The 25,438-nt window shown below is 35.4% G+C and carries 18 protein-coding genes; 10 read left to right on the top strand and 8 right to left on the bottom strand.

Going from position 1 to position 25,438, the window contains the following annotated elements; translation table 11 throughout:
- The first annotated feature begins 158 nt into the window (after positions 1-158).
- A complete protein-coding gene (locus tag ACQY29_RS10795; RefSeq protein WP_428225191.1) occupies positions 159-659 on the top strand; it encodes a hypothetical protein in 501 nt (166 codons plus the stop codon).
- Positions 660-1,479: 820 nt separating this feature from the next.
- Here ACQY29_RS10795 and ACQY29_RS10790 read toward each other — a convergent pair.
- The gene (locus ACQY29_RS10790) at positions 1,480-3,042 is read right to left on the bottom strand and encodes an IS1182 family transposase (RefSeq protein WP_428225190.1); all 1,563 of its coding nucleotides are present in this window, start codon (positions 3,040-3,042) and stop codon (positions 1,480-1,482) included.
- Positions 3,043-3,179: 137 nt separating this feature from the next.
- On the opposite strand from ACQY29_RS10790, the gene ACQY29_RS10785 reads away from it, so the two are divergent.
- The gene (locus ACQY29_RS10785) at positions 3,180-5,150 is read left to right on the top strand and encodes a DUF2075 domain-containing protein (RefSeq protein WP_428225189.1); all 1,971 of its coding nucleotides are present in this window, start codon (positions 3,180-3,182) and stop codon (positions 5,148-5,150) included.
- 135 nt (positions 5,151-5,285) lie between these two features.
- Here the strand turns inward: ACQY29_RS10785 and ltrA are convergent, their stop codons facing one another.
- The 3 genes from ltrA to ACQY29_RS10770 all read right to left on the bottom strand — a co-directional run bounded on the left by ltrA (position 5,286) and on the right by ACQY29_RS10770 (position 8,098).
- On the bottom strand, positions 5,286-6,581 hold the full coding sequence (gene ltrA / locus ACQY29_RS10780; protein WP_428225188.1) for a group II intron reverse transcriptase/maturase: 1,296 nt from the start codon (positions 6,579-6,581) through the stop codon (positions 5,286-5,288).
- A 718-nt stretch (positions 6,582-7,299) separates the two neighbouring features.
- Positions 7,300-7,626: a hypothetical protein gene (locus tag ACQY29_RS10775; protein ID WP_428225187.1), complete on the bottom strand. Its 327-nt coding sequence runs from the start codon at positions 7,624-7,626 to the stop codon at positions 7,300-7,302.
- Between the two features lie 40 nt (positions 7,627-7,666).
- On the bottom strand, positions 7,667-8,098 hold the full coding sequence (locus tag ACQY29_RS10770) for a hypothetical protein (protein ID WP_428225186.1): 432 nt from the start codon (positions 8,096-8,098) through the stop codon (positions 7,667-7,669).
- Between the two features lie 990 nt (positions 8,099-9,088).
- Between ACQY29_RS10770 and ACQY29_RS10765 the strand changes: the two genes are divergently transcribed.
- The gene (locus ACQY29_RS10765) at positions 9,089-9,397 is read left to right on the top strand and encodes a hypothetical protein (RefSeq protein ID WP_428225185.1); all 309 of its coding nucleotides are present in this window, start codon (positions 9,089-9,091) and stop codon (positions 9,395-9,397) included.
- Positions 9,398-9,798: 401 nt separating this feature from the next.
- Here ACQY29_RS10765 and ACQY29_RS10760 read toward each other — a convergent pair whose 3' ends face one another.
- Complete coding sequence (locus ACQY29_RS10760; RefSeq protein ID WP_428225184.1) at positions 9,799-11,361, bottom strand: IS1182 family transposase; 1,563 nt, start codon at positions 11,359-11,361, stop codon at positions 9,799-9,801.
- Positions 11,362-11,498: 137 nt separating this feature from the next.
- On the opposite strand from ACQY29_RS10760, the gene ACQY29_RS10755 reads away from it, so the two are divergent.
- Together ACQY29_RS10755 and ACQY29_RS10750 are read left to right on the top strand one after the other, a co-directional pair.
- Positions 11,499-12,131 (top strand): hypothetical protein, encoded by a 633-nt coding sequence (locus tag ACQY29_RS10755; protein WP_428225183.1) that lies wholly within the window; start codon positions 11,499-11,501, stop codon positions 12,129-12,131.
- A 726-nt stretch (positions 12,132-12,857) separates the two neighbouring features.
- The gene (locus ACQY29_RS10750) at positions 12,858-13,715 is read left to right on the top strand and encodes a hypothetical protein (protein WP_428225182.1); all 858 of its coding nucleotides are present in this window, start codon (positions 12,858-12,860) and stop codon (positions 13,713-13,715) included.
- A gap of 195 nt (positions 13,716-13,910) precedes the next feature.
- On the opposite strand, the gene ACQY29_RS10745 is transcribed toward ACQY29_RS10750, so the two are convergent.
- Positions 13,911-15,473, bottom strand: coding sequence for an IS1182 family transposase (locus ACQY29_RS10745; protein WP_428225181.1), 1,563 nt, complete (start codon positions 15,471-15,473; stop codon positions 13,911-13,913).
- A gap of 118 nt (positions 15,474-15,591) precedes the next feature.
- On the opposite strand from ACQY29_RS10745, the gene ACQY29_RS10740 reads away from it, so the two are divergent.
- From ACQY29_RS10740 to ACQY29_RS10730, 3 genes are all read left to right on the top strand, one after another.
- Entirely contained in the window at positions 15,592-16,797 is a 1,206-nt protein-coding gene (locus ACQY29_RS10740) for a hypothetical protein (protein ID WP_428225180.1), read from the top strand.
- Positions 16,798-17,721: 924 nt separating this feature from the next.
- Positions 17,722-18,414, top strand: coding sequence for a hypothetical protein (locus ACQY29_RS10735; RefSeq protein ID WP_428225179.1), 693 nt, complete (start codon positions 17,722-17,724; stop codon positions 18,412-18,414).
- 1,201 nt (positions 18,415-19,615) lie between these two features.
- On the top strand, positions 19,616-20,812 hold the full coding sequence (locus tag ACQY29_RS10730) for a TlpA family protein disulfide reductase (RefSeq protein ID WP_428225178.1): 1,197 nt from the start codon (positions 19,616-19,618) through the stop codon (positions 20,810-20,812).
- A 3-nt stretch (positions 20,813-20,815) separates the two neighbouring features.
- Here the strand turns inward: ACQY29_RS10730 and ACQY29_RS10725 are convergent, their stop codons facing one another.
- Entirely contained in the window at positions 20,816-20,941 is a 126-nt protein-coding gene (locus ACQY29_RS10725) for a hypothetical protein (protein ID WP_428225177.1), read from the bottom strand.
- On the bottom strand, positions 20,938-21,195 hold the full coding sequence (locus ACQY29_RS10720) for a hypothetical protein (RefSeq protein ID WP_428225176.1): 258 nt from the start codon (positions 21,193-21,195) through the stop codon (positions 20,938-20,940). The genes ACQY29_RS10725 and ACQY29_RS10720 overlap by 4 nt, the downstream gene beginning before the upstream one ends.
- Positions 21,196-22,071: 876 nt before the next feature.
- Between ACQY29_RS10720 and ACQY29_RS10715 the strand changes: the two genes are divergently transcribed.
- Together ACQY29_RS10715 and ACQY29_RS10710 are read left to right on the top strand one after the other, a co-directional pair.
- The gene (locus tag ACQY29_RS10715) at positions 22,072-22,662 is read left to right on the top strand and encodes a hypothetical protein (RefSeq protein ID WP_428225175.1); all 591 of its coding nucleotides are present in this window, start codon (positions 22,072-22,074) and stop codon (positions 22,660-22,662) included.
- Between the two features lie 1,304 nt (positions 22,663-23,966).
- Positions 23,967-24,581, top strand: a complete 615-nt coding sequence (locus tag ACQY29_RS10710; RefSeq protein ID WP_428225174.1) for a hypothetical protein — start codon at positions 23,967-23,969, stop codon at positions 24,579-24,581.
- Positions 24,582-25,438 lie beyond the last annotated feature (857 nt).

Genomic DNA, 25,438 nt, shown 5'->3' with positions numbered 1-25,438 from the left:
TCAATACAACAACAAATTAATAGGTGCGCCTATTTATGAGTTACCTGCTATTTTGAAAAAATGCGTAAATCAAACGATTAAAACAAGTTATGAGACTCAACAATTTTTTAATATTAACTTTACTTTTATCTGTATTAGTTTCTTGTAAAACTAAACCAATGGAAATAGTTTATGAAGCAACGAATGAAAATAAAGCGACTGAACTAAATGAAACTAAACTTTATATACTCAAAAAGCAGACAAACAATTCTGACTTTGATTATTCAAAATTAAATGATGTCGATGATAATTTTGGTTTATTTAAAAAAACAAAAAAAATAATTACAGCCTTTGAGCCGATAAATGGTAAATACAATTATTATCAATTTATCGCAACGTTTAAAGGAAGTAGCTATAATGATGGTAGTGGTTCAATAATAAAAGATTTTAATGATATTTTAATCATAAAAACTAACGATGAAAATCAAATAATTGATGCTTATCAATATACTTTAGAATGGGCTGAACCTCCTTTTCAATATGATGTTTTTAGAAGCTCGGTAAAAAACATAAAACTTACAAACAATTTAGACATCGAAAAACTCAAATTAATGCGAACCAATAATTGGAGTGAAGAAAATAATGAGCATAAAGATGGTGGAATAATTAGATTAAAATAAAAAACAGCAGGTAATCGAGTAGACGGCTCCGCTAGAAACTAACGGAGTGCGCCTCTCACACCACCGTACGTACGGTTCACGTATACGGCGGTTCGTTATCCATCAACCAATTGCTCTTTACACCAATTGAGCTATCTGCGACTTTATAAATAAGCTAAGAATATCTTTCTTATTTTAATTTTACAGAAAATAACGTTCAGTCCTTCCTTGGTTGTGAGTCCTATGCGGTCTCTATTCGCAACTCGTTACCACAAGTACTATGACTTCTGCTGACTTCTTTGCTTAACCAACCCGTGGTTGCAAAGACCTCCCCCGGTAAGAGCTTTTTCCTTTAAGTCTATCGCTGGTACATCTACAATATAAGAACCTGATTTAATAGCATGTTCAGGACACTGTTTTGGACTTCATGTTGCTGTGGACACTCATCCTTCTTATACTGCCTCTTATGTACTTTCTGTTCGTCAGTACAGACTTTTGTCGTCTCGCTTCCTTCAGTCCTAGCTTCACAACTAGCAACCTTGCGACGTACTAATGGTTCGGGGTTTCAATCCGCCCATAAGGGACTTGCACCCTCTGGAAAAATAACACTCCATAAGTTGGATTTATAATTCGAAATTTGTATTTTCGAATTTTTATTCGAGCTTACAGAGTGTGTCCTGCTCATGCAGGGCACACACAGGGGTTTTGCAAAAGCTGCCATAAACATTGTGCGAACTTTAAGCATCCGTTAGGCAGCCTTCGCCAAGCCGCAAAACGTCAGGCTGTGAAAAAACCTTTTTTTTGAATAAAATTCAACCTATCAAACCAACATAACTTTGTTTTAAACAATGCTTATTTTTAACTTATTTGGAGATGTTTCAAAAAATACAAAGGCCACAAACAAGTTTAAATAAGTCGTTTTTATTAAAAACAAGTCCTTTCTCTTGTAAGGCGAGTTCCAAGCTTTAATTTTTGCTATTAAATCAGGGATTCCAAGTATATTGATGGTACGCTTGATGTTGTACACCAGCATAATCAAACTGTGTTCCCCGTTTACTTTTTCTAGTCCTATTAAATTGGTATGATTATACCCCCACTGGCGTTTGATAGTCCCAAAAATATGTTCGTTTATCTCTTGTCGTTTTCGGTATAATTGTGCATTTTCCTTGTAGCGCTGGTTATTTTGTTCCACTACTTTGGCATACTGACTTCGGTCTAGTTCCCTACCTCCTTTTCGGCTAGTGCATTGGTCTTTTACTGAACAGGTTTTACTCCCTGGCGTACGGTATTTTTGGAATAAATAACTGGTGTTTTCCTTATCTCTACTTTTCTTATGCCAGCGTCCTGTGGTGGTTAGTGTTTGCCCCTGCGGACAGGTGTAAGTATTTTCTTGCTTATTATATGTGAATTGTGAGACTAAATAATCAGGTTGTGTCCCGCTTTCGTTGCTTTTCCCTTGGTCGGGTTGAGCCACAATAGTGGTGATATTGTTATGGGTACAGGTTTCTATTTCTCTTCCTGTGTGATAGCCTTTGTCAGCTAAAACAGTCATTGTTTCTTTTGCTAGGTTTTCTTTGGCTTCTAGTGCAATGGCGGAAAGTGCGTTTTTATCATTCCTATTGATGGTGTGCGTGGCCACTACTAAATTATGTTTATCATCTACCGCAGCTTGAATATTATAGGAAACTTCTACTACTTGCCCCTGAACTAGCAATGCTCTAGCATCTGGATCTGTAGTACTAACTTGTGGTTCGCCACTAGTTTTTAATTCTTCTTCTAATAATTCGTACTTGATTTTGTTTTGTTTTAATCGCTTAATCTTTTGTTGAATATTGGTGACTTTTTCTACGTTTTCTTTAGTATCATTTTTTTCTAATTCATCCAAATATTCTTGGGTTTTAGCTTCAATATAAGCCAAGTGCTTGTCAATCTTCTTTTGGTTAAAATTCGACTTTTTACCGTTGTGTGCTCTAGATTTTGTTCCGTCAATGGCAATGATTTCACCAGCCACTAAATCGGCATCTTTCAAAAAAGAAACAAAGAGTTTAAAGAGTTGTTTAAGTGCTTTGGGATTGTCTTTTCTAAAGTCTGAAATACTGTGATAATTAGGACGAATATCTTCCAGTAACCACTGCATTTCAATGTTGCGAATGCATTCTTTTTCTAGTTTTCTGGAGCTACGAACACCATTTAAATAACCATACAAATAGATTTTAAGAAACACTTGATTCTTAAAACTAGGACGACCTTCGGTTTTTAAAATAACAGGCGTAAATCCTACTTTTTGAAGGTCTATGCATTGAACAAAAGCATCTATAAAACGAACAAGGTTGTCGGGAGTGATTTTATCTTCTAAACTCGTTACTTGTAGCTGGTGGCGGGAAATTCCTTGGATGTGTTGCATTATTAAAAATACGAAAACTAGCCTTTTTAAACAAACTATTTTAGTTATATTTGACGGAGTTTGTGAAGTTTTTTCACAGACTGACGTTAGCAGTCAGGCATGAGCGACACCTCAAACGAAAGAAACGACATCCGAAAATGAATAGAAGTTATTACCAAAACACGACAGACAATTTTTTAATAGAAGACACAAATTCGATTTTTGGACAGCTTGCAAAAAATCACCAACACGACCTTGAAGACCAGCAAAAAAATGCTTGGCTCAAACAAATTGACTTTTTAAAATCGTGTCTCAAAAACATTCAAGGAAATCTTTATTTCGAATTTTCCATTCCGCGAATGGGCAAACGAGTAGACAATATTTTAATTTCAAATAATTTCATTTTTGTAATTGAGTTTAAAGTTGGCGACAATCATTACACGAAAGACGCACAATACCAAACAATAGATTATTGCCTCGACTTGCTAAACTTTCACGAAGGTAGCCACGACAAAACAATCATTCCAATCTTAGTCGCGACAAAAGCACCAAATGAAACAAGCAACATTCAAAGTGCAATTCGTTTAGACAACTGCATTCTTTGCAATGCAGACAATTTTGAAAGCACTCTAAAAAACATTTTAGCTAATCAAACTGCTGCACAAAATATAAATGCTTCTGATTGGGAAATCAGTACATATAAACCAACACCAACAATTATTGAAGCAGCGCAAGCGCTGTACAAAGGACATAATGTTCAAGAAATTTCCCGAAGCGATTCGGGTGCAATAAATCTTTCACGAACTGCAAAAGCAATCAATAATATTATTGAAAATGCAAAAGCGAAAAAACAAAAATCAATATGTTTTCTCACAGGCGTTCCTGGCGCTGGGAAAACACTTGCAGGTTTGAATATTGCAAACGAACGTCTTAAAGCAGACGAATCAGAACACTCTGTTTTTCTTTCCGGTAACGGGCCTTTGGTTGATGTACTAAGGGAAGCGTTAACGCGTGATTCGGTTGCAACTGCAAAAGAAAATGGAGACAAATTAAAGCGAACAGATGCAGAACGTGAAGCAAAAGCGTTTATTCAAAACATTCACCATTTTAGAGACGACAACTTAAAAACAGAGAAAGCACCTATTGAAAAAGTTGTTGTATTTGACGAAGCCCAAAGAGCTTGGCAAAAAGAACAAGTTTCAAAGTTTATGAAAACCAAAAAAGGAATTGAAGACTTTGAAATGTCCGAACCAGAATATTTGATTAGCGTAATGAATCGCCACGAAGATTGGTGCACAATTGTTTGTTTAATTGGTGGCGGACAGGAAATCAACACAGGCGAAGCCGGTGTTTCAGAATGGATTGAATCGTTAAAGCAAAAATATTCTGATTGGAACATTTACTATTCAGACAAAATTTTAAGCGAAAAGACAACATATTTAAATGACGAAGTGCTTTTGAATTGGCTACAAATAAATGGAAACAAAGAAACTGACTTGCATTTGGCAGTTTCAATTCGTTCGTTTAGAAGTGAAAAAATTGCATTATTCGTTCAATATGTTTTAGAAAACCAAAGTGAACAAGCAAAGTATGTATTTGATTCATTCAAAGACAATTATCCAATTTTTTTAACAAGAAATTTAAAAACCGCGAAAAAATGGCTAAAACAAAAAGCAAAAGGAACGGAAAGAATTGGTGTTGTAGCAAGTTCGGGCGGACGCAGATTGCGGGCGGACGGGATTGACGTTAAAAATGAAATTGAACCAGCAAATTGGTTTCTAAATGGTAAAGACGATGTTCGTTCATCATATTACTTAGAAGAAATCGCTACTGAATTTGACATACAAGGTTTAGAAATTGACTTTACATGTGTTGCATGGGATATCAATTTGTATCAAGACAATAATAAATGGAATTACCAGAATTTTAAAGGTTCAAAATGGCAAAACGTTAATCAAGATTCTGCAAAAAAATATCTTTTAAATTCGTATCGTGTTTTGTTAACACGTGCTAGACAAGGAATCATTATTTTTATTCCTGAAGTCGACAACACAGACACTACAAGGCCAAAAGAATATTATGACAAGACATTTGAATATTTTAAACAATGCGGCCTAACGATAATATAACAATTGCCCGAACTGCTAATCGAGTAGACTGCCCTGCTCATTAAGAACAGGGAGATCCTCTCAATTTAGCGAAGCGGTATCTTGAAATTCCAATAAAAAATAAACACGTATTTCAAACACCACCGAGCATACGGGTCACGTACTCGGCGGTTCGCAAAGAGATGGGTTGAGTTGTAAATGTAATTCGGTTAAGGAAACATAACCTCTTTGTTTCAAGCGTTGTAAAGTAATGGTAGTGCCTAAAATAGGACTCTGTGCAATAGCCCATCCGCCTTTCCGTGTTCTGCTCCACATATAGGCGTGGTCATGGTCTATTCCTAGTCGGATGAGATTCTTTCTTTTTCGCTCAGGTTTCTTCCAATGATGCCAAATGCAATAGCGCAGGCGATTGCGTAACCAACCGTCTAAATCGCGTAATTTCCCTAAGATACTTGTGCCTTGAAAATAGGTTAACCATCCTCGCTGGACTTCGTTTATCTTGGTAATTCGTTCTTCAAAGGTAGCTGGCGTGGTTTTGCGGGTGATGCTTTTAAGACGTTCTTTGAGGCGTTTCCATGCTTTGTCTGCCACCACGAGTTGGTATTGATTTTTGCTTCCTTTTTCGTACGTAGGCACGAACCCAAATCCCAAAATATTGAAAGTTACAGGACGTCGAATCCCGCTTTTCTCTTGATTTACGGTTAATTTGAGTTTGTTTCTTAGGAATTTTTCAATGACTGCTCGGGTAGCTGTTGCTTGATTGTGGCTCTTGCAGTACATACTGAAATCATCGGCATAGCGCACAAACTTATGTCCTCTTCTATGCATTTCCTTATCCAATTGATGGAGTAAAATGTTTGATAGTAACGGACTTAAAGGCGAACCTTGTGGAACGCCTTTTTTGCGTTTGTGTAGTTTCCCATTGATTTTAATAGGCGCTCGGAGCCATTTGCGAATAAGTCGCATGGTGGTTTTGCATTTTACTTTTTGAAATACCAAATTCAGGAGCAGACAATGGTCTACTTCGTCAAAGAAGTTTTTCAGGTCAATATCCACAATGTGGTTGAGTCCTTGATGGATGTATTCCCTTGCCTGTCCAATGGCTTGTCGGGCGTTTTTGTTGGGTCTAAATCCAAAACTATGACTACTAAATTCAGGTTCAAATAGCGGTGCTATGCTTTGCATCACGGGTTGTTGCAACACCCGTTCTGTAGTGGTGGGAACGCCCAGTAATCGGGTTTTCCCGTTTCCTTTGGGAATTTCAATACCTAAAATGGGTTGTACTTGGTAGTTTCCTTGTTGGATTGCCTCAATAAGCTGTAGTTTCTTTGCTGAAAAGACCTTGCGGAGTTCTCGGATAGAAATACCATCGACACCTGCACTACCTTTATTGGCAATCACGTGTTCCAGTGCTTTTTGAAGATTGTAAGGATGTACTACTCTTGCTATCATTTTAGTTGGTTTTAACCTGTTTTCGTTGAATAGGACTATTGTTCATTTCTTTATTCATTGAAAACCTCTTTACGTTCAGTCCTTCCTTGTTTGTGAGACCTGTGCAGTATCTATTTGCACCTCGTTTGCTTTCAAGTACTATGACCTCTGCTGACTTCTCTTTGTGGCTACACGTAACCTAAGAGACCTCCCTTGGTAAATGCTTTTTCCTTCTTCCAATCCCTGCGTCATCTACAAGTTAAAGTTTTGGTAAACTTTGGACGTTACGTTGCTGTGGACGCTTATCCACTTTAACCTGCCTCATATGACATTTCTGTTCGTCAGTACCGGATTTTGCAGTCTTGCTTCCTTCACTGCTTGAATCACTTCAAACCAGCTTGCAACTTGCTAACGATTCGGGGTTTCAATCCGCTCGTAAGGGACTTGCACCCTCTGGAAAAATAACACGCTGATACGCTTGCTTTCTTCTGCGAAATTTGTATTTTCGAAGTTTTTAACAAGTCTACAGCGTGTGTCCTGCATATGCAGGGCACACACAAGCGTTTGGCGTCAGTGCGGGTTTGTGCTTTTTTGGAAAGGCCTGGTAATTATCAAAACTTTTGGTATGTTTGTGTTGGTCAGCGCTGGAATTCCGCACCGAACGCCAAGCGCCGAGAAGTTGTACAACAGCTTAACCAAACAGAAACTATAAACATTGATAGAAACCCATGAAAACAAATTAAGGTCTTTCTAAAAATTCGCTAGTTTTAAATAAAGCATCAAAAACCAAATCTTTAAACCTTTGATAATTCTTTAAATCAATGTGTTTCAAATCCGAGCTGTTGTGTTCCTCGATAATATCCCAACACAATTTTCTTAATTTTATTTCATAAATGAACTGACATTTCTCGTCAAAGGACATCCAACCAATTCTATAATTATGAAACATTTCCTTTTCAGAATGTTCGCCAGAAAAAATAGATTTTTTATACTCATCTTGAAGCGGAATGATTTGGTTTTGGAAATTAATTGTGGCGGGAATATCAGCAGAAGTGTAACTTTCCATAAAATTAGTTTAAGACAAATATTAGAAATGATTATAGAGGTTAATTACTTGTTTCCTCGTATATTACTTTATTAATTTGATTATAGGAATGATTAATATAATCCGTTACTTCACTATTAGACACGAAGTTAATCTTTGTTGATTTTATTTTATCAACATATATATTCCATCTTCTAATAATCCTATCTTTAGCCTCTCTATTTATATTTAACGCATAAATTTTATTACTAATATCATTGAAAGCGTTTGAAAATCTCTCATAATTGTAATTATATTTTTTTTGTAATTCACTTTGAGTTCTTCCTGATTCATACGCATCCCTCGTATAATCTACAGCTGTACCATAAGGATTTGGTTTAGGTGTCTCAACAATATATATGTTAGTAGTATTGTTGTTTGAACCTCCATAACCATATTGAGAATATCCGTAACTGGATATTAATACGAAAAGTAATAACAATATTTTTTTCATAATAAAGATGTATTTTTTCAAAAATACAAAATAATCAAATGCTATAAAAAAATAAAAATTCAAAATCAAAGCCGTCGTACAATCGAGTAGACTGCCCTGTTCATTAAGAACAGGGAGAGCCTCTCAATTTAGCGAAGCGGTATCTTGAAATTCCAATAAAAAATAAACACGTATTTCAAACACCACCGAGCGTACGGGTCACGTACTCGGCGGTTCGCAAAGAGATGGGTTGAGTTGTGTTTTAACCTGTTTTCGTTGAATAGGACTATTGTTCATTTCTTTATTCATTGAAAACCTCTTTACGTTCAGTCCTTCCTTGTTTGTGAGACCTGTGCAGTATCTATTTGCAACTCGTTTGCCCCAAGTACTATGACCTCTGCTGACTTCTCTTCATGGCTACTCGTAACCTCACTCACTCCCGCCTCCTGGCTCGTTCGCTAAAAATGTCCACTGGACATTTTCTTTACGCTCCGCCCTCCTGGTAAATGCTTTTTCCTTCCTCCAATGCCTGCGTCATCTACAAGTTAAAGTTTTGGTAAACTTTGGACGTTACGTTGCTGTGGACGCTTATCCTCTTTAACCTGCCTCATATGACATTTCTGTTCGTCAGTACCGGATTTTGCAGTCTTGCTTCCTTCACTGCTTGAATCACTTCAAACCAGCTTGCAACTTGCTAACGATTCGGGGTTTCAATCCGCTCGTAAGGGACTTGCACCCTCTGGAAAAATAACACGCTGATATTCTTGTTTTCTTCTACGAAATTTGTATTTTCGAAACTTTTAACAAGTCTACAGCGTGTGTCCTGCATATGCAGGGCACACACAGCGGTTTGCCGTCAGTGCGGGTTTCACGCTTTTTTGGAAAGTCAATTTTTAAATCAAATTTTGTTTATATTTGTGAAGTCTCAGGCTAAAATCCGCACCGAACGGCAAGCCGGCGGGACGTTAGCGGTAATGCTACAGCAGAATCAAGAATCTAAAGAAACATAACTTGAAAATTAACTATCTACTTTTACTAAAAATTGTTGCATTAGAAATTTTATATTCTGTAGCATTATTTTTTATTTCGTTTTTCGCTCTTTGGGGATATTTTGGTGAAGGAGCTGGAGCAGAAAGTCCTCGCGCAATATTGTGTGGTCAAATTGCAACGTGTATTGTATTGTTTCCTCCTATAATTTTCAATATTTACAAAATGTTTACTCCAAATGGAAAACAAAACTCTCTAACTTATTTAGGTGCTCAAATCGTAATTATTTTATTATTTGTTTGTGCATATTATAAAGGTTTTATTGCAATTTAAAACAAATTAAATTCTTGGAACAAATGGAAACAGTTATGTGTTGTTTTTGCGGAGAAAGTTTAACTCATAAAGATTCTGTTGAGATTGAAATCACAATTGTAAACTCCGAAGAATCACAATGTATTTTTAGCCATAAAAAATGTCTGAAAAAAGTGCTTAATTAAAACGTACCTATTGGAATTGATATAGATGACAAAAATTAAAGCACTACCGCTAACAGGCGTTTGGCAAGATTACGAATTTTGTAGTAAATTCACGTTTATTTCTCGCAAGAAATTTTATCTTTGATAGAAAATAATCGGTTCCGAAGTTCGCAACCTCGCCAAGCCCGAAAACGTCAGGCTGTGAAAAAACCTCTTTTTTGAATAAAATTCAACCTATCAAACCAACATAACTTTGTTTTAAGCAATGCTTATTTTTAACTTATTTGGAGATGTTTCAAAAAATACAAAGGCCACAAACAAGTTTAAATAAGTCGTTTTTATTAAAAACAAGTCCTTTCTCTTGTAAGGTGAGTTCCAGGATTTGATTTTTGCTATTAAATCAGGGATTCCAAGGATATTGATGGTACGCTTGATGTTGTACACCAACATGATCAAACTGTGTTCCCCATTTACTTTTTCTAGTCCTATTAAATTGGTATGATTGTAGCCCCACTGGCGTTTGATGGTACCAAAAATATGTTCATTTATCTCTTGTCGTTTTCGGTATAATTGTGCATTTTCCTTGTAGCGCTGGTTATTTTGTTCCACTACTGTGGCATACTGACTTCGGTCTAGTTCCCTACCTCCTTTTCGGCTAGTGCATTGGTCTTTTACTGAACAGGTTTTACACCCTGGCGTACGGTATTTTTGAAATAAATAGCTGGTGTTTTCCTTATCTCTACTTTTCTTGTGCCAGCGTCCTGTGGTGGTTAGTGTTTGTCCTTGCGGACAAGTGTACGTATTTTCTTGTTTATTGTAAATAAATTTAGAGACTAAATAATCAGGTTGGGTGCCGTTTTCGTTGCTTTTCCCTTGGTCGGGTTGGGCTACAATGGTGGTGATATTGTTATGCGTACAGGTTTCTATTTCTCTTCCTGTGTGATAGCCTTTGTCAGCTAAAACAGTCATTGTTTCTTTTGCTAGGTTTGCTTTGGCTTCTAGTGCAATGGCGGAAAGTGCGTTTTTATCATTCCTATTGATGGTATGTGTAGCAACAACTAAATTGTGTTTATCATCTACAGCAGCTTGAATATTATAGGATACCTCTACCACTTGACCTTGTACCAGTAGGGCTCTCGCATCAGCATCTGTAGTACTCACTTGAGGTTCGCCACTAGTTTTTAGTTCTTCTTCCAGTAATTCATACTTGATTTTATTTTGCTGCAATCGCGCAATCTTTTGCTGAATATGGGTAACTTTTTCTAGGTTTTCCTTAGTATCATTTTTTTCTAATTCGTCTAAGTATTCTTGTGTTCGGGCTTCAATATAGGCTAAATGCTTATCAATTTTCTTTTGGTTAAAATTTGACTTTTTACCATTATGTGCTCTGGATTTTGTTCCGTCTACAGCAATGGTTTCTCCTGAAACTAAATCGGCATCTTTCAAAAAAGAAACAAATAGCTTAAAAAGTTGTTTGAGTGCTTTGGGATTGTCTTTTCTAAAGTCTGAAATACTGTGATAATTAGGACGAATATCTTCCAGTAACCACTGCATTTCAATGTTGCGAATGCATTCTTTTTCTAGTTTTCTGGAGCTACGAATACCATTTAAATAACCATACAAATAGATTTTAAGAAACACTTGATTCTTAAAACTAGGACGACCTTCGGTTTTTAAAATAACAGGCGTAAATCCTACTTTTTGAAGGTCTATGCATTGAACAAAAGCATCTATAAAACGAACAGGGTTGTCGGGAGTGATTTTATCTTCTAAACTCGTTACTTGTAGCTGGTGGCGGGAAATTCCTTGGATGTGTTGCATTATTAAAAATACGAAAACTAGCCTTTTTAAACAAACTATTTTAGTTATATTTGACGGAGTTTGTGAAGTTTTTTCACAGACTGACGTTAGTGGCAATTTTGCAAAACCGACTTCGAAAGATTTCATTAGAAAGTAAAATGACAAGTACCAAGAAATTAATTCTAACTTTTCTTTCCATAGGACTGATAATACTATTAATAATTGTTGGATTTATAATTTGGTGGAAATTACCAGTTTCAATCAATAGACATAATGACATAAAATTTGGAAATAAGATTATTAATTCAATTGAACATTACAGAGAAAAAAATAGACTTCCTGAAACAAATGAATGGAATAAATTAATTGAATTAGGCTTCAAACAACGTGGAGACCTTTTAATCCCAGATTATCAAAAACTAAATGACACTGCTTATCAACTTGTTTATTTAGAAAGCTTTGATGGACCTTATTTAAATTGGAATTCGTTTGACAAAGAATGGAAAAATTCAATGCTGACACATTTTAAAGATAATCATACAGAAGAAGACATAGTTAGTTTAATTGAACAATCAAAACTTTATTTAGACAAAGAAAAACTTATTGACAGTTTATCAAACGGAAAACGAAATTTAAGTTTGTCTGTTTCATTAGACGACACTATAAAAAATATTTACATAGTGAAAGTATTTGAAGACAATGGAAGTAATTTGGTAACACATTTTAATATTCTAGTTGACGCAAACAAAATGAAAATATTAAACCCAACAGGAAAATTAGAAGGACAATAAAACTGCCACTAATCGAGTAGACTGCCCTGCTCATTAAGAACAGGGAGAGCCTCTCAATTTAGCGAAGCGGTATCTTGAAATTCCAATAAAAAATAAACACGTATTTCAAACACCACCGAGCATACGGGTCACGTACTCGGCGGTTCGCAAAGAGATGGGTTGAGTTGTGTTTTAACCTGTTTTCGTTGAATAGGACTATTGTTCATTTCTTTATTCATTGAAAACCTCTTTACGTTCAGTCCTTCCTTGTTTGTGAGACCTGTGCAGTATCTATTTGCACCTCGTTTGCTTTCAAGTACTATGACCTCTGCTGACTTCTCTTTATGGTTACTCGTAACCTCACTCACTCCCGCCTCCTGGCTCGTTCGCTAAAAATGTCCACTGGACATTTTCTTTACGCTCCGCCCTCCTGGTAAATGCTTTTTCCTTCCTCCAATGCCTGCGTCATCTACAAATTAAAGTTTTGGTAAACTTTGGACGTTACGTTGCTGTGGACGCTTATCCTCTTTAACCTGCCTCATATGACGTTTCTGTTCGTCAGTACCGGATTTTGCAGTCTTGCTTCCTTCACTGCTTGAATCACTTCAAACCAGCTTGCAACTTGCTAACGATTCGGGGTTTCAATCCGCTCGTAAGGGACTTGCACCCTCTGGAAAAATAACACGCTGATACGCTTGCTTTCTTCTGCGAAATTTGTATTTTCGAAGTTTTTAACAAGTCTACAGCGTGTGTCCTGCATATGCAGGGCACACACAGCAGTTTGGCGCCATTGCTGGGCTTGCGCATACTTGGAAAAAACTCCGGTTTTTCCAATCTCGGTTTTGTACCTGTAAACTTTTGTGCTATATTTACGCAACGGCAAGCCAAGCTGGCGGGACGTTAGCAACAATTATGAAAAACATCGCGTTAATAACTTTACTTTTATTTATTTGTTGCAGTAAAAAAGCTGAAATAAAAACTGTTTTAGAAACTAAACCAGAAAAATTAATCGTTACTGATACACTTGAAGTTTTTTCAGATTCAATAAGTTTTGGCAAAAAAAAGAGTAATAAAATTACCATTTACAAAATTGGTACAGAAGAGAATACAATTGCCAAAGTTTATCTTTATGAAAAAAGAAAAGTTCAATGGGAATTAAAAGATAGTCTTTCTTTAGAAGCAGTTAGAATTAATGATTTAGATTCTGAAATTAAAGATTTTAATAATGATGGCTTCAATGACATTATTTTCACAACAGGAATGGCAGCACGAGGAGGAAATAATGTACAAACATTAATTCTATATTCTCCTAAAAATAAATCTTTGCATTGGATAAAAAATTCAGAAAGTTTTCCAAACTTAATGTATAATGAAAAACTGAATTGTATTGACGCATGTGTGTTAACTGGCGGACAGACAACCTACTTCCTAAAAATTGAAAATGACAGTCTAAAAGAGTTTGCAAATGTTGATCAAAGGGACGGACGAATTATTGCAGAAATTCTTGATGTTAATGGAAAATGGAAAGAAATTGAGAATATTAAAGATGAGCCCGAAGGTTTTGATAGATTTATTAATTTCAATCCAATAGAAAAAAGACAATAACTGTTGCTAACAGCGGTTTCACGCAATAGCGAGAGTTGTTTAAGCCGGTTGCCGATTTTCCGCTGGAAAATCTTATATTAGCAGAAACAAATCAGTCACAAACTTCGCCACTTCGTGAAGCCGCCGGAACGTCAGGCTGTGAAAAAACCTCTTTTTTGAATAAAATTCAACCTATCAAACCAACATAACTTTGTTTTAAGCAATGCTTATTTTTAACTTATTTGGAGATGTTTCAAAAAATACAAAGGCTACAAACAAGTTTAAATAAGTCGTTTTTATTAAAAACAAGTCCTTTCTCTTGTAAGGCGAGTTCCAAGCTTTAATTTTTGCTATTAAATCAGGGATTCCAAGTATATTGATGGTACGCTTGATGTTGTACACCAACATGATCAAACTGTGTTCCCCGTTTACTTTTTCTAGTCCTATTAAATTGGTATGATTATACCCCCACTGGCGTTTGATAGTCCCAAAAATATGTTCGTTTATCTCTTGTCGTTTTCGGTATAATTGTGCATTTTCCTTGTAGCGCTGGTTATTTTGTTCCACTACTGTGGCATACTGACTTCGGTCTATCTCCCTACCTCCTTTTCGGCTGGTACATTGATCTTTTACTAGGCAGGCTTTACATGCTGGCGTACGGTATTTTTGAAATAAATAGCTGGTGTTTTCCTTATCTCTACTTTTCTTATGCCAGCGTCCTGTGGTGGTTAGTGTTTGTCCTTGCGGACAAGTGTACGTATTTTCTTGTTTATTATATGTGAATTGTGAGACTAAATACTCAGGTTGTGTCCCGCTTTCATTGCTTTTCCCTTGGTCGGGTTGAGCCACAATAGTGGTGATATTGTTATGGGTACAGGTTTCTATTTCTCTTCCTGTGTGATAACCTTTGTCGGCCAAAACGGTAAAGGTTGCTGTTTCTAGGTTTGCTTTGGCTTCTAGTGCAATAGCTGAAAGTGCGTTTTTATCATTCCTATTGACGGTATGTGTAGCAACAACTAAATTGTGTTTATCATCTACAGCAGCTTGAATATTATAGGATACCTCTACCACTTGACCTTGTACCAGTAGGGCTCTCGCATCAGCATCTGTAGTACTAACTTGTGGTTCGCCACTAGTTTTTAATTCTTCCTCTAATAATTCGTACTTGATTTTGTTTTGTTTTAATCGCTTAATCTTTTGTTGAATATTGGTGACTTTTTCTACGTTTTCTTTAGTATCATTTTTTTCTAATTCATCCAAATATTCTTGGGTTTTAGCTTCAATATAAGCCAAGTGCTTGTCAATCTTCTTTTGGTTAAAATTCGACTTTTTACCGTTGTGTGCTCTAGATTTTGTTCCGTCAATGGCAATGATTTCACCAGCCACTAAATCGGCATCTTTCAAAAAAGAAACAAAGAGTTTAAAAAGTTGTTTGAGTGCTTTGGGATTGTCTTTTCTAAAATCAGAAATACTGTGATAATTAGGACGAATATCTTCCAGTAACCACTGCATTTCAATGTTGCGAATGCATTCTTTTTCTAGTTTTCTGGAGCTACGAATACCATTTAAATAACCATACAAATAGATTTTAAGAAACACTTGATTCTTAAAACTAGGACGACCTTCGGTTTTTAAAATAACAGGCGTAAATCCTACTTTTTGAAGGTCTATGCATTGAACAAAAGCATCTATAAAACGAACAGGGTTGTCGGGAGTGATTTTATCTTCTAAACTCGTTACTTGTAGCTGGTGGCGGGAAATTCCTTGGATGTGTTGCATTATTAAATATACGAAAACTAGCCTTTTTAAACAAACTATTTTAGTTATATTTGACGGAATTTGTGAAGTTTTTTCACAGACTGACGTTGTAAGCAATTTAAAACCACGATAACGAAAAATGCCTGAATTATATTTCCCTCAAACAAAAACAATTGAGTTGATTTCAAGCTTGGTTCAAGGTTTTTGGATTGAATTTGATGAAGATAATGAAATTGTTTTACATTTCAAATTTGAAGCCTCAATACTGACAAAACTTATTAATGGTTGCAATTTCGAATTAATTATTCGAAACCCTAAACTAGCTCCTCGAAGTATAACTTTATATATTTTTGACAATATTAAAGATCCTTTATGGATTACCGGAAATAATTTTGGAACTGAAGACATCCAATATTTAGGGTTTGATGATATTACGCTGCAACTAATAAAAACAGAAAAAATAAGAGTGGTGTATTATAATCATCTAAATTTGCCAGTTTTTACAACAATTTTAGAAAAAGAAAACCTAATCAAAGAATTTGAACCCTGGATTTTAGATATATATAATAACAATGAACCATTAACTCTTGTTAATGATGGTTATTATGTACCAGAAAATGTATTAAAAGGTTTTAAAATTAAAGTTCAAAATATAGACAATTCTAAGGAACCTAAAATGAATTTTTATACCCCATTAGAATCACTAAAATGGGAGGAGGAAATTTTAGACGTCAATGGATATAATTTCAATGATTTTTTAGATGATGGTAAACACGGTTTCAATCAAGAAATTTCGATAAAAAGCTTCTTATCAAATATATTTGAAGCAAATGAAGAATTCTTTTGCTCGCCTACAAAATATGATGAAAATGAATTAATAGATTTTTTAATTTGTCATCAAAATGCTGCAATACTTATTGAATCAAAATACATTCTTAGTGACAAAAAAACAAAATTAAATAAAGCTTTAACGAAAGCTGTTAATCAATTAAATCATGCTGAAAAAATTATCTCCACTAACCTTGATTTAGTTATAAATAATCATAATGTTGTTGAAAAACTTAAAAACTGTGACATTTTCATAAGGATTTGTCTATATAACGACTCGCAAAGTCTTTTCGGAGGTAAAACAAACAATATAATTAAGTCTTTCTCAAAAAATGAATTACCAATATTTATTTCAGTAACTGTATTTTTCCAATTAATCGGTGATATTAAAATAACCTACGGTAAAGATTTCAAATTTAATATCGTACAAAACTTAATTTATTTGTACCAAGATTATTTAGAAAATGAAGAAAAAATTCTACTTATTCGAGAATTCAAATTAAACCCGAAAAAATAAACTGCTTACAATCGAGTAGACTGCCCTGTTCATTAAGAACAGGGAGAGCCTCTCAATTTAGCGAAGCGGTATCTTGAAATTCCAATAAAAAATAAACACGTATTTCAAACACCACCGAGCATACGGGTCACGTACTCGGCGGTTCGCAAAGAGATGGGTTGAGTTGTGTTTTAACCTGTTTTCGTTGGTTAGGGCTACTATGCGTTCCGTTAACCATTGAAAACCTCTTTACGTTCAGTCCTTCCTTGCTTGTGAGACCTATGCAGTATCTATTTGCACCTCGTTTGCTTTCAAGTACTATGACCTCTGCTGACTTCTTGGTTTGACTATCTCGTAGTCGCCCTCCCTTCCGCCTCCTGGCTCGTTCGCTAAAAATGTCCACTGGACATTTTCTTTACGCTCCGCCCTCCTGGTAAATGCTTTTTCCTTCCTCCAATGCCTGCGTCATCTACAAGTTAAAGTTTTGGTAAACTTTGGACGTTACGTTGCTGTGGACGTTTATCCTCTTTAACCTGCCTCTTATGACATTTCTGTTCGTCAGTACCGGATTTTGCAGTCTTGCTTCCTTCACTGCTTGAATCACTTCAAACCAGCTTGCAACTTGCTAACGATTCGGGGTTTCAATCCGCTCGTAAGGGACTTGCACCCTCTGGAAAAATAACACGCTGATACACTTGCTTTCTTCTAGGAAATTTGTATTTTCGAAGCTTTTAACAAGCTTACAGCGTGTGTCCTGCATATGCAGGGCACACACAGCGGTTTGCAGAAATGGCGAGAAAATTGCTAAATTCATGTTTGTTTTTCGCTATTATATTTTTATCTTAGTGGAAAATTTATAGTCCCGAAGTTCGCCACTTCTGCAAGCTACGGGACGTTAGCAGAAAATTTTGAAAAAACTAAATATAAAACCAAAAACAAATGAAAATGAAAATGAAAAATAAAATTATCGCTTTAGTATTAGTTTTTGGAATATTTTTTCAAATTAGTTGTAACAAAGATGAGCCTGAAAATGACGGTTTACCTTATTATCAATTCACACAGGATGAAAAAAATAAATTAATCAATGAACCAAATGTTGGTGACGAAATAATTTATAAAAATCAAGATAATGAATTACTAAAATTTAAAATATATAATTCTAAAAAAGGAAAAACGACATATACAACAGGAACTTTTGCAGGCAGTTATTCTTCACAACATTTTCATTATGATAGACAAGAAATTTCAATGTGGTACGCTGAAGGCTATGTATTCACAAGTTGTGAAATTAATATACAAAAATATCCAGTTGGCTCAAATTATCAAATAAGTCCTATAATTCAAGGAACTCCTAAATTTTATGGATATTTTAAATTTCCGCTTTGGAATGGATATTATGGAACGAACATTTATGAAAATATTATTTCAATAGATTTTAACATTCCAACGACAACAATGACATTTAATGGAAAAACCTATACAAAAGTTAGAATATTTGAATCTAATAAAATAGAAGTTTTAGACTCAACAGTATCCTTACCTTTACGTCCAAAAAATGTAAACATAATATATTATGATGATAATTTTGGAGTTATTGGTTTTGACGACTTAAATGGAAAATTATGGAGAATACAATAAATCTTCTGCTAATCGAGTAGACTGCCCTGCTCATTAAGAACAGGGAGAGCCTCTCAATTTAGCGAAGCGGTATCTTGAAATTCCAATAAAAAATAAACACGTATTTCAAACACCACCGAGCATACGGGTCACGTACTCGGCGGTTCGCAAAGAGATGGGTTGAGTTGTGTTTTAACCTGTTTTCGTTGAATAGGACTATTGTTCATTTCTTTATTCATTGAAAACCTCTTTACGTTCAGTCCTTCCTTGTTTGTGAGACCTGTGCAGTATCTATTTGCAACTCGTTTGCCCCAAGTACTATGACCTCTGCTGACTTCTTGGTTTGACTATCTCGTAGTCGCCCTCCCTTCCGCCTCCTGGCTCGTTCGCTAAAAATGTCCACTGGACATTTTCTTTACGCTCCGCCCTCCTGGTAAATGCTTTTTCCTTCCTCCAATCCCTGCGTCATCTACAAGTTAAAGTTTTGGTAAACTTTGGACGTTACGTTGCTGTGGACGCTTATCCTCTTTAACCTGCCTCTTATGACATTTCTGTTCGTCAGTACCAGATTTTGCCGTTTGACTTCCTTCAGTGCATACCTCACGGTAAGCCACCTTGTCACGTGCTAACGATTCGGGGTTTCAATCCGCTCGTGAGGGACTTGCACCCTCTGGAAAAATAACACGCTGATACACTTGCTTTCTTCTGCGAAATTTGTATTTTCGAAGTTTTTAACAAGTCCACAGCGTGTGTCCTGCATATGCAGGGCACACACAGCTAAGGTTTCGTTGGGCTCGAAGAGCCAACAATGAAACCTCTGTTGAACCCTTCGATAAACTCAGGGCAAGCTTACCATTGAGATTCCATTCACTATGGGAATATCAAAGTAAAAATTTAAGAATATACAAAAGGCATTTAACGCCTCTTTTTTTTGAAGTTGATTTTTTGACGGTTTTTGTAGTTAATCTTTTTCAAGATCAAACGCTCACAAAAGCATCTATAAAACGAATAGGGTTGTCGGGAGTAATTTCATCTTCTAAACTCGTTATTTGTAGCTGGCGGCGGGAAATTCCTTGAATCTGTTGCATTATTGAGAATACGAAAACTAGCCTTTTTAAACAAACTATTTTAGTTATATTTGACGGAGTTTGTGAAGTTTTTTCACAGACTGACGTTGTGCGACAGCATCGTGCGACGGAAACCTAATAATTAAACTAAATTTATGAAAAAAGTTATTTTTTTAATTCTAGTTATTTTTTTAACTGGAAATCTTTATTCACAAGATACTTTAAGAATTGGAGATAAAGCTCCAAAAATAAATATTACAGATTATATTTTAAATGCTCCAAAAGATAAAAAAATTGAAAATAAATTTATAATTCTTGAATTTTGGGCAACTTGGTGTGCTCCTTGTTTAGGTTCAGTTCCACACTTAAACGATTTACAAAATAAGTTTAAAAGCAGAAAAGATTTATTTTTTCTTTCTTTAACTTATGAAAAGCCAGAAAAGACAAAACGAACTCTTGAAAAAGTAAAATTTAAAACAATAGTCGTTTCTGACCAAACAAAAAAAACAGAAACAAATTTTAACGTTGAAGGAATTCCTCATACTGTTTTAATAGATAATAAAGGAATCGTCAAATGGATTGGAAAACCTTATGAATTAAATAGTACAATGATTGAAAACTTTTTGAATGGACAAAACATTTTAACTGATAATATAGAATTAAAGACAGAAAAAAATGAAGGAATAGAAGCCGAAAAAAAAGAATCAGAAATCAACACTTACGTTGCATTAGGTTTTCTAAAAGATAAAAATACTCAATATATTTTTAGTCTAATAAATGCAAATAAAAATGATTATGGAATGGCCATTGAAAATTTTGCAAAAGGAAAATACATTGACCTAAATAACAACTTAAAATCTATACTTTCAAAAATAATTAAAAAACCTGAATCTCAAATTATTATTCCAAATGCATTAATTGAAAATAAATATAATCTTTTATATAAAAATTCAAATAATGTTGATGTGGAAGTTCATATTAAAAACTTAAAAAACAATTTGTTAAACTCTTTAAACTTGACTGAAATAATTGAATCAAAAAATATAGAAGTTTATAATCTCAAAGTTAAAAATGTAAAAAAAATAAACATTTCTGTAAACCAAAATGAAGAAGAAAGTCATAATAGTGATAATGATACACATTTTGTCTTTTCAAATTCTAAAATTGAAACACTTATTAAAGAAATTGGTGATTATCAAAAAATAATAATATTCAACGAAACAGGACTAAATGATAATTTAGACTTTATCATAAGAAAAGGAAATTTAAACGAGTTGATTAATGATTTAGAGGAATATGGATTGATTTTGGAAAAAGTTTCAAAAGAAATTGAATTTTATAACTATAAATAGACACTATCCTAAAAAGTGTGTAATCATAATATCTCCATTTTCTAAAACTTCCGAAATAGGCAAACATTTACAAGTTGAATTTTCCAAATGTTCTTCTAAATCATCTATCGGTAATAAGTGCCAAATCATTTAGTACTGAAAATTTCAACGAGAGATTCATTCGTTTGTAAACGCCCATCTTTATGTTTAAACATTTTTACATCTTCATTGTACCTATATCCTGAGTTTTCTAGCCAATTTAAAAAATCAACTGTATTTTCATTACATATATTAACACATTTTTCAGCATTTGATTGTATTGTTTCAGGATATTCTGTGTTTGTAAGCATTGAACTTCCTACATAACCATTAACTAATGGCTTGAATTTTTCTAATAATTTCATTGTAATTCTGCTTTAAATAACCGCCACTAACTATAATCGAGTAGACTGCCCTGCTCATTAAGAACAGGGAGAGCCTCTCACACCACCGAGCATACGGGTCACGTACTCGGCGGTTCGCAAAGAGATGGGTTGAGTTGTGTTTTAACCTGTTTTCGTTGAATAGGACTATTGTTCATTTCTTTATTCATTGAAAACCTCTTTACGTTCAGTCCTTCCTTGTTTGTGAGACCTGTGCAGTATCTATTTGCAACTCGTTTGCCCCAAGTACTATGACCTCTGCTGACTTCTTGGTTTGACTATCTCGTAGTCGCCCTCCCTTCCGCCTCCTGGCTCGTTCGCTAAAAATGTCCACTGGACATTTTCTTTACGCTCCGCCCTCCTGGTAAATGCTTTTTCCTTCTTCCAATCCCTGCGTCATCTACAAATTAAAGTTTTGGTAAACTTTGGACGTTACGTTGCTGTGGACGCTTATCCTCTTTAACCTGCCTCATATGACATTTCTGTTCGTCAGTACCGGATTTTGCAGTCTTGCTTCCTTCACTGCTTGAATCACTTCAAACCAGCTTGCAACTTGCTAACGATTCGGGGTTTCAATCCGCTCGTGAGGGACTTGCACCCTCTGGAAAAATAACAAGCTGATACGCTTGCTTTCTTCTGCGAAATTTGTATTTTCGAAGTTTTTAACAAGTCTACAGCGTGTGTCCTGCATATGCAGGGCACACACAGCGGTTTCACGAAATGGCAGGTTATTAAGTGCCGGATGTTTTTTCTTCACGAAAAAACATTAAATTTAACCGAAAATAAACCGTCCGCTAAATCGCCACTTCGTGAAGCCGGCGGGACGTTGGCAGTAATGCGAAATAAAAGCAGAAAAATATGAGGAAACTAATATCATTATTATTTGTTATAATTATTTTATGTCAGAGTTGTAAAGGACAAAATAATACTGAAAAAAAAGAACTTTACAATAAAGAGTTTAAATGGAAAATTGCTATTCCTGAAAATTTTGAAAGTGTAACCGAACAAGATTGGCTAAAATTACAAAATAAAGGAAGTGATGCAATTGAAAAAACTTTTGGTGAAGAAATAGTAAATAATGCGAAAACAATATTCGTATTTAAAAGCGATAAATTCAATTATTTTGAATCAAATTGTCAACCATTTGATATGGAAATAGATGGCGATTATTTCGAATCTTTCAAAAGTGTTAATGAAGTATTACTTGAAACATATAAATCTCAAATGCCTGGAGCAATTATAGATACATTAACGACTAAAGAGAAAATAAATAAGTATGATTTCTACGTAAGTAAAACTAAAATTACTTTTCCGAACAAAATGATATTGACCACAGTAATGTATAGTAGATTATTTGACAAAAAGGAATTTACGGTTAACATTATGTATATTGACGAGAAAAAAGGAAAATCAATGATTGAATCTTGGAAAAATTCAACATTCGAGTAAAAATAAGACACTTCCGCTAATCGAGTAGACTGCCCTGCTCATTAAGAACAGGGAGAGCCTCTCAATTTAGCGAAGCGGTATCTTGAAATTCCAATAAAAAATAAACACGTATTTCAAACACCACCGAGCATACGGGTCACGTACTCGGCGGTTCGCAAAGAGATGGGTTGAGTTGTGTTTTAACCTGTTTTCGTTGAATAGGACTATTGTTCATTTCTTTATTCATTGAAAACCTCTTTACGTTCAGTCCTTCCTTGTTTGTGAGACCTATGCAGTATCTATTTGCACCTCGTTTGCCCCAAGTACTATGACCTCTGCTGACTTCTTGGTTTGACTATCTCGTAGTCGCCCTCCCTTCCGCCTCCTGGCTCGTTCGCTAAAAATGTCCACTGGACATTTTCTTTACGCTCCGCCCTCCTGGTAAATGCTTTTTCCTTCCGTCTATCGCCGGTACATCTACATAACAATAATCTGATTTGTTAGCATGTTCAGAACACTGTTTTGGACTTCGTATTGCTGTGGATACTCATCCTTATTGTTATGCCTCTTATGTACTTTACTCACAAGTTTTCATTGCCTTTTTTGTGTTCGTGATACCGCTTCGCTAAATTCTGTTCGTCGGTACAGAACAAATTAAGGAACCTATTGCTATCGCAATAATCTTCAGTGCATACCTCACAGTAAGCCACCTTGTCACGTGCTAACGATTCGGGGTTTCAATCCGCTCGTAAGGGACTTGCACCCTCTGGAAAAATAACACGCTGATACGCTTGCTTTCTTCTGCGAAATTTGTATTTTCGAAGTTTTTAACAAGTCTACAGCGTGTGTCCTGCATATGCAGGGCACACACAGCTAAGGTTTCGTTGGGCTCGAAGAGCCAACAATGAAACCTCTGTTGAACCCTTCGATAAACTCAGGGCAAGCTTACCATTGAGATTCCATTCACTATGGGAATATCAAAGTAAAAATTTAAGAATATACAAAAGGCATTTAACGCCTCTTTTTTTTGAAGTTGATTTTTTGACGGTTTTTGTAGTTAATCTTTTTCAAGATCAAACGCTCACAAAAGCATCTATAAAACGAACAGGGTTGTCGGGAGTGATTTTATCTTCTAAACTCGTTACTTGTAGCTGGTGGCGGGAAATTCCTTGGATGTGTTGCATTATTAAAAATACGAAAACTAGCCTTTTTAAACAAACTATTTTAGTTATATTTGACGGAGTTTGTGAAGTTTTTTCACAGACTGCCGTTAGCTGTGATTTTAGGAAACCGCAGTAAAATCGACATAAAATTAAAAAATGGAAATGAAAACATTACTTATAATTGGCGGAATAATTGTTGTCGGATTTATTTTGAAATCTTGCATTTCAAATAATAATAGTAAAAACGAAAGCAGACCAATTAATGCCGAAATGCCAACGGAAAAAATTAAAAATGATAAAATTGTACTTATAGAAAACGTAAAATTGGAAGATTTTAAAAATGTGTTACAAAAGTTCTGTAACAATTATAATCAAGAAAATTTAAGAGCTTTACCTCTACTTACAATTTTGTCGGAAAATAAGTTTGTAGTTACGTTTCCTTATGACACAGATTTTGCTACTTATTGTTTTTTTGTTAACTATATGTACTATCCTAATGACATAATTTACAAACCAACAATAAAAGCGTGGACTTCAACTAAGCAAAGTGATGATTGGATGACAAATGATATAGCAAACAAAAAAGTTATGTTATATATTCCGAGTGACGACAAAGATTATGACAATGTATATTTAACAACTTTTGACAATATTGGCTACAAAATGGGCTTTGCAATGGGTGAAGAAAAGCAAAAATTAAATAATCCGAGACAAAGTTACGTTGAACCAATCAAACTTGAAGAACTAAACGGAAAAGAAGAAATTCAATATAAATAAGAAAAACCACAGCTAATCGAGTAGACGGCTCCGCCAGAAACTGACGGAGTGCGCCTCTCACACCACCGAGCGTACGGGTCACGTACTCGGCGGTTCGCAAAGAGATGGGTTGAGTTGTGTTTTAACCTGTTTTCGTTGAATAGGACTATTGTTCATTTCTTTATTCATTGAAAACCTCTTTACGTTCAGTCCTTCCTTGCTTGTGAGACCTATGCAGTATCTATTTGCACCTCGTTTGCCCCAAGTACTATGACCTCTGCTGACTTCTTGGTTTGACTATCTAGTAGTCGCCCTCCCTTCCGCCTCCTGGCTCGTTCGCTAAAAATGTCCACTGGACATTTTCTTTACGCTCCGCCCTCCTGGTAAATGCTTTTTCCTTCTTCCAATCCCTGCGTCATCTACAAATTAAAGTTTTGGTAAACTTTGGACGTTAAGTTGCTGTGGACGCTTATCCTCTTTAACCTGCCTCATATGACATTTCTGTTCGTCAGTACCGGATTTTGCAGTCTTGCTTCCTTCACTGCTTGAATCACTTCAAACCAGCTTGCAACTTGCTAACGATTCGGGGTTTCAATCCGCTCGTAAGGGACTTGCACCCTCTGGAAAAATAACACGCTGATACGCTTGCTTTCTTCTGCGAAATTTGTATTTTCGAAGTTTTTAACAAGTCTACAGCGTGTGTCCTGCATATGCAGGGCACACACAGCTAAGGTTTCGTTGGGCTCGAAGAGCCAACAATGAAACCTCTGTTGAACCCTTCGATAAACTCAGGGCAAGCTTACCATTGAGATTCCATTCACTATGGGAATATCAAAGTAAAAATTTAAGAATATACAAAAGGCATTTAACGCCTCTTT

Source organism: Flavobacterium sp., from assembly GCF_965262375.1.
GTDB lineage: Bacteria > Bacteroidota > Bacteroidia > Flavobacteriales > Flavobacteriaceae > Flavobacterium.
The sequence above is the reverse complement of the archived record's forward strand: the minus strand, read 5'-3'. Positions and strand labels throughout refer to the sequence as shown.

Excerpts from the sequence above, each read along its gene's own strand:
- ACQY29_RS10795 (WP_428225191.1), top strand. The coding sequence starts at position 159 with ATGGAAATAGTTTATGAAGCAACGAATGAAAATAAAGCGACTGAACTA.
- ACQY29_RS10790 (WP_428225190.1), bottom strand. The coding sequence starts at position 3,042 with ATGCAACACATCCAAGGAATTTCCCGCCACCAGCTACAAGTAACGAGT.
- ACQY29_RS10785 (WP_428225189.1), top strand. The coding sequence starts at position 3,180 with ATGAATAGAAGTTATTACCAAAACACGACAGACAATTTTTTAATAGAA.
- ltrA (WP_428225188.1), bottom strand. The coding sequence starts at position 6,581 with ATGATAGCAAGAGTAGTACATCCTTACAATCTTCAAAAAGCACTGGAA.
- ACQY29_RS10775 (WP_428225187.1), bottom strand. The coding sequence starts at position 7,626 with ATGGAAAGTTACACTTCTGCTGATATTCCCGCCACAATTAATTTCCAA.
- ACQY29_RS10770 (WP_428225186.1), bottom strand. The coding sequence starts at position 8,098 with ATGAAAAAAATATTGTTATTACTTTTCGTATTAATATCCAGTTACGGA.
- ACQY29_RS10760 (WP_428225184.1), bottom strand. The coding sequence starts at position 11,361 with ATGCAACACATCCAAGGAATTTCCCGCCACCAGCTACAAGTAACGAGT.
- ACQY29_RS10755 (WP_428225183.1), top strand. The coding sequence starts at position 11,499 with ATGACAAGTACCAAGAAATTAATTCTAACTTTTCTTTCCATAGGACTG.
- ACQY29_RS10745 (WP_428225181.1), bottom strand. The coding sequence starts at position 15,473 with ATGCAACACATCCAAGGAATTTCCCGCCACCAGCTACAAGTAACGAGT.
- ACQY29_RS10740 (WP_428225180.1), top strand. The coding sequence starts at position 15,592 with ATGCCTGAATTATATTTCCCTCAAACAAAAACAATTGAGTTGATTTCA.
- ACQY29_RS10735 (WP_428225179.1), top strand. The coding sequence starts at position 17,722 with ATGAAAATGAAAAATAAAATTATCGCTTTAGTATTAGTTTTTGGAATA.
- ACQY29_RS10730 (WP_428225178.1), top strand. The coding sequence starts at position 19,616 with ATGAAAAAAGTTATTTTTTTAATTCTAGTTATTTTTTTAACTGGAAAT.
- ACQY29_RS10725 (WP_428225177.1), bottom strand. The coding sequence starts at position 20,941 with ATGATTTGGCACTTATTACCGATAGATGATTTAGAAGAACATTTGGAA.
- ACQY29_RS10720 (WP_428225176.1), bottom strand. The coding sequence starts at position 21,195 with ATGAAATTATTAGAAAAATTCAAGCCATTAGTTAATGGTTATGTAGGA.
- ACQY29_RS10715 (WP_428225175.1), top strand. The coding sequence starts at position 22,072 with ATGAGGAAACTAATATCATTATTATTTGTTATAATTATTTTATGTCAG.
- ACQY29_RS10710 (WP_428225174.1), top strand. The coding sequence starts at position 23,967 with ATGAAAACATTACTTATAATTGGCGGAATAATTGTTGTCGGATTTATT.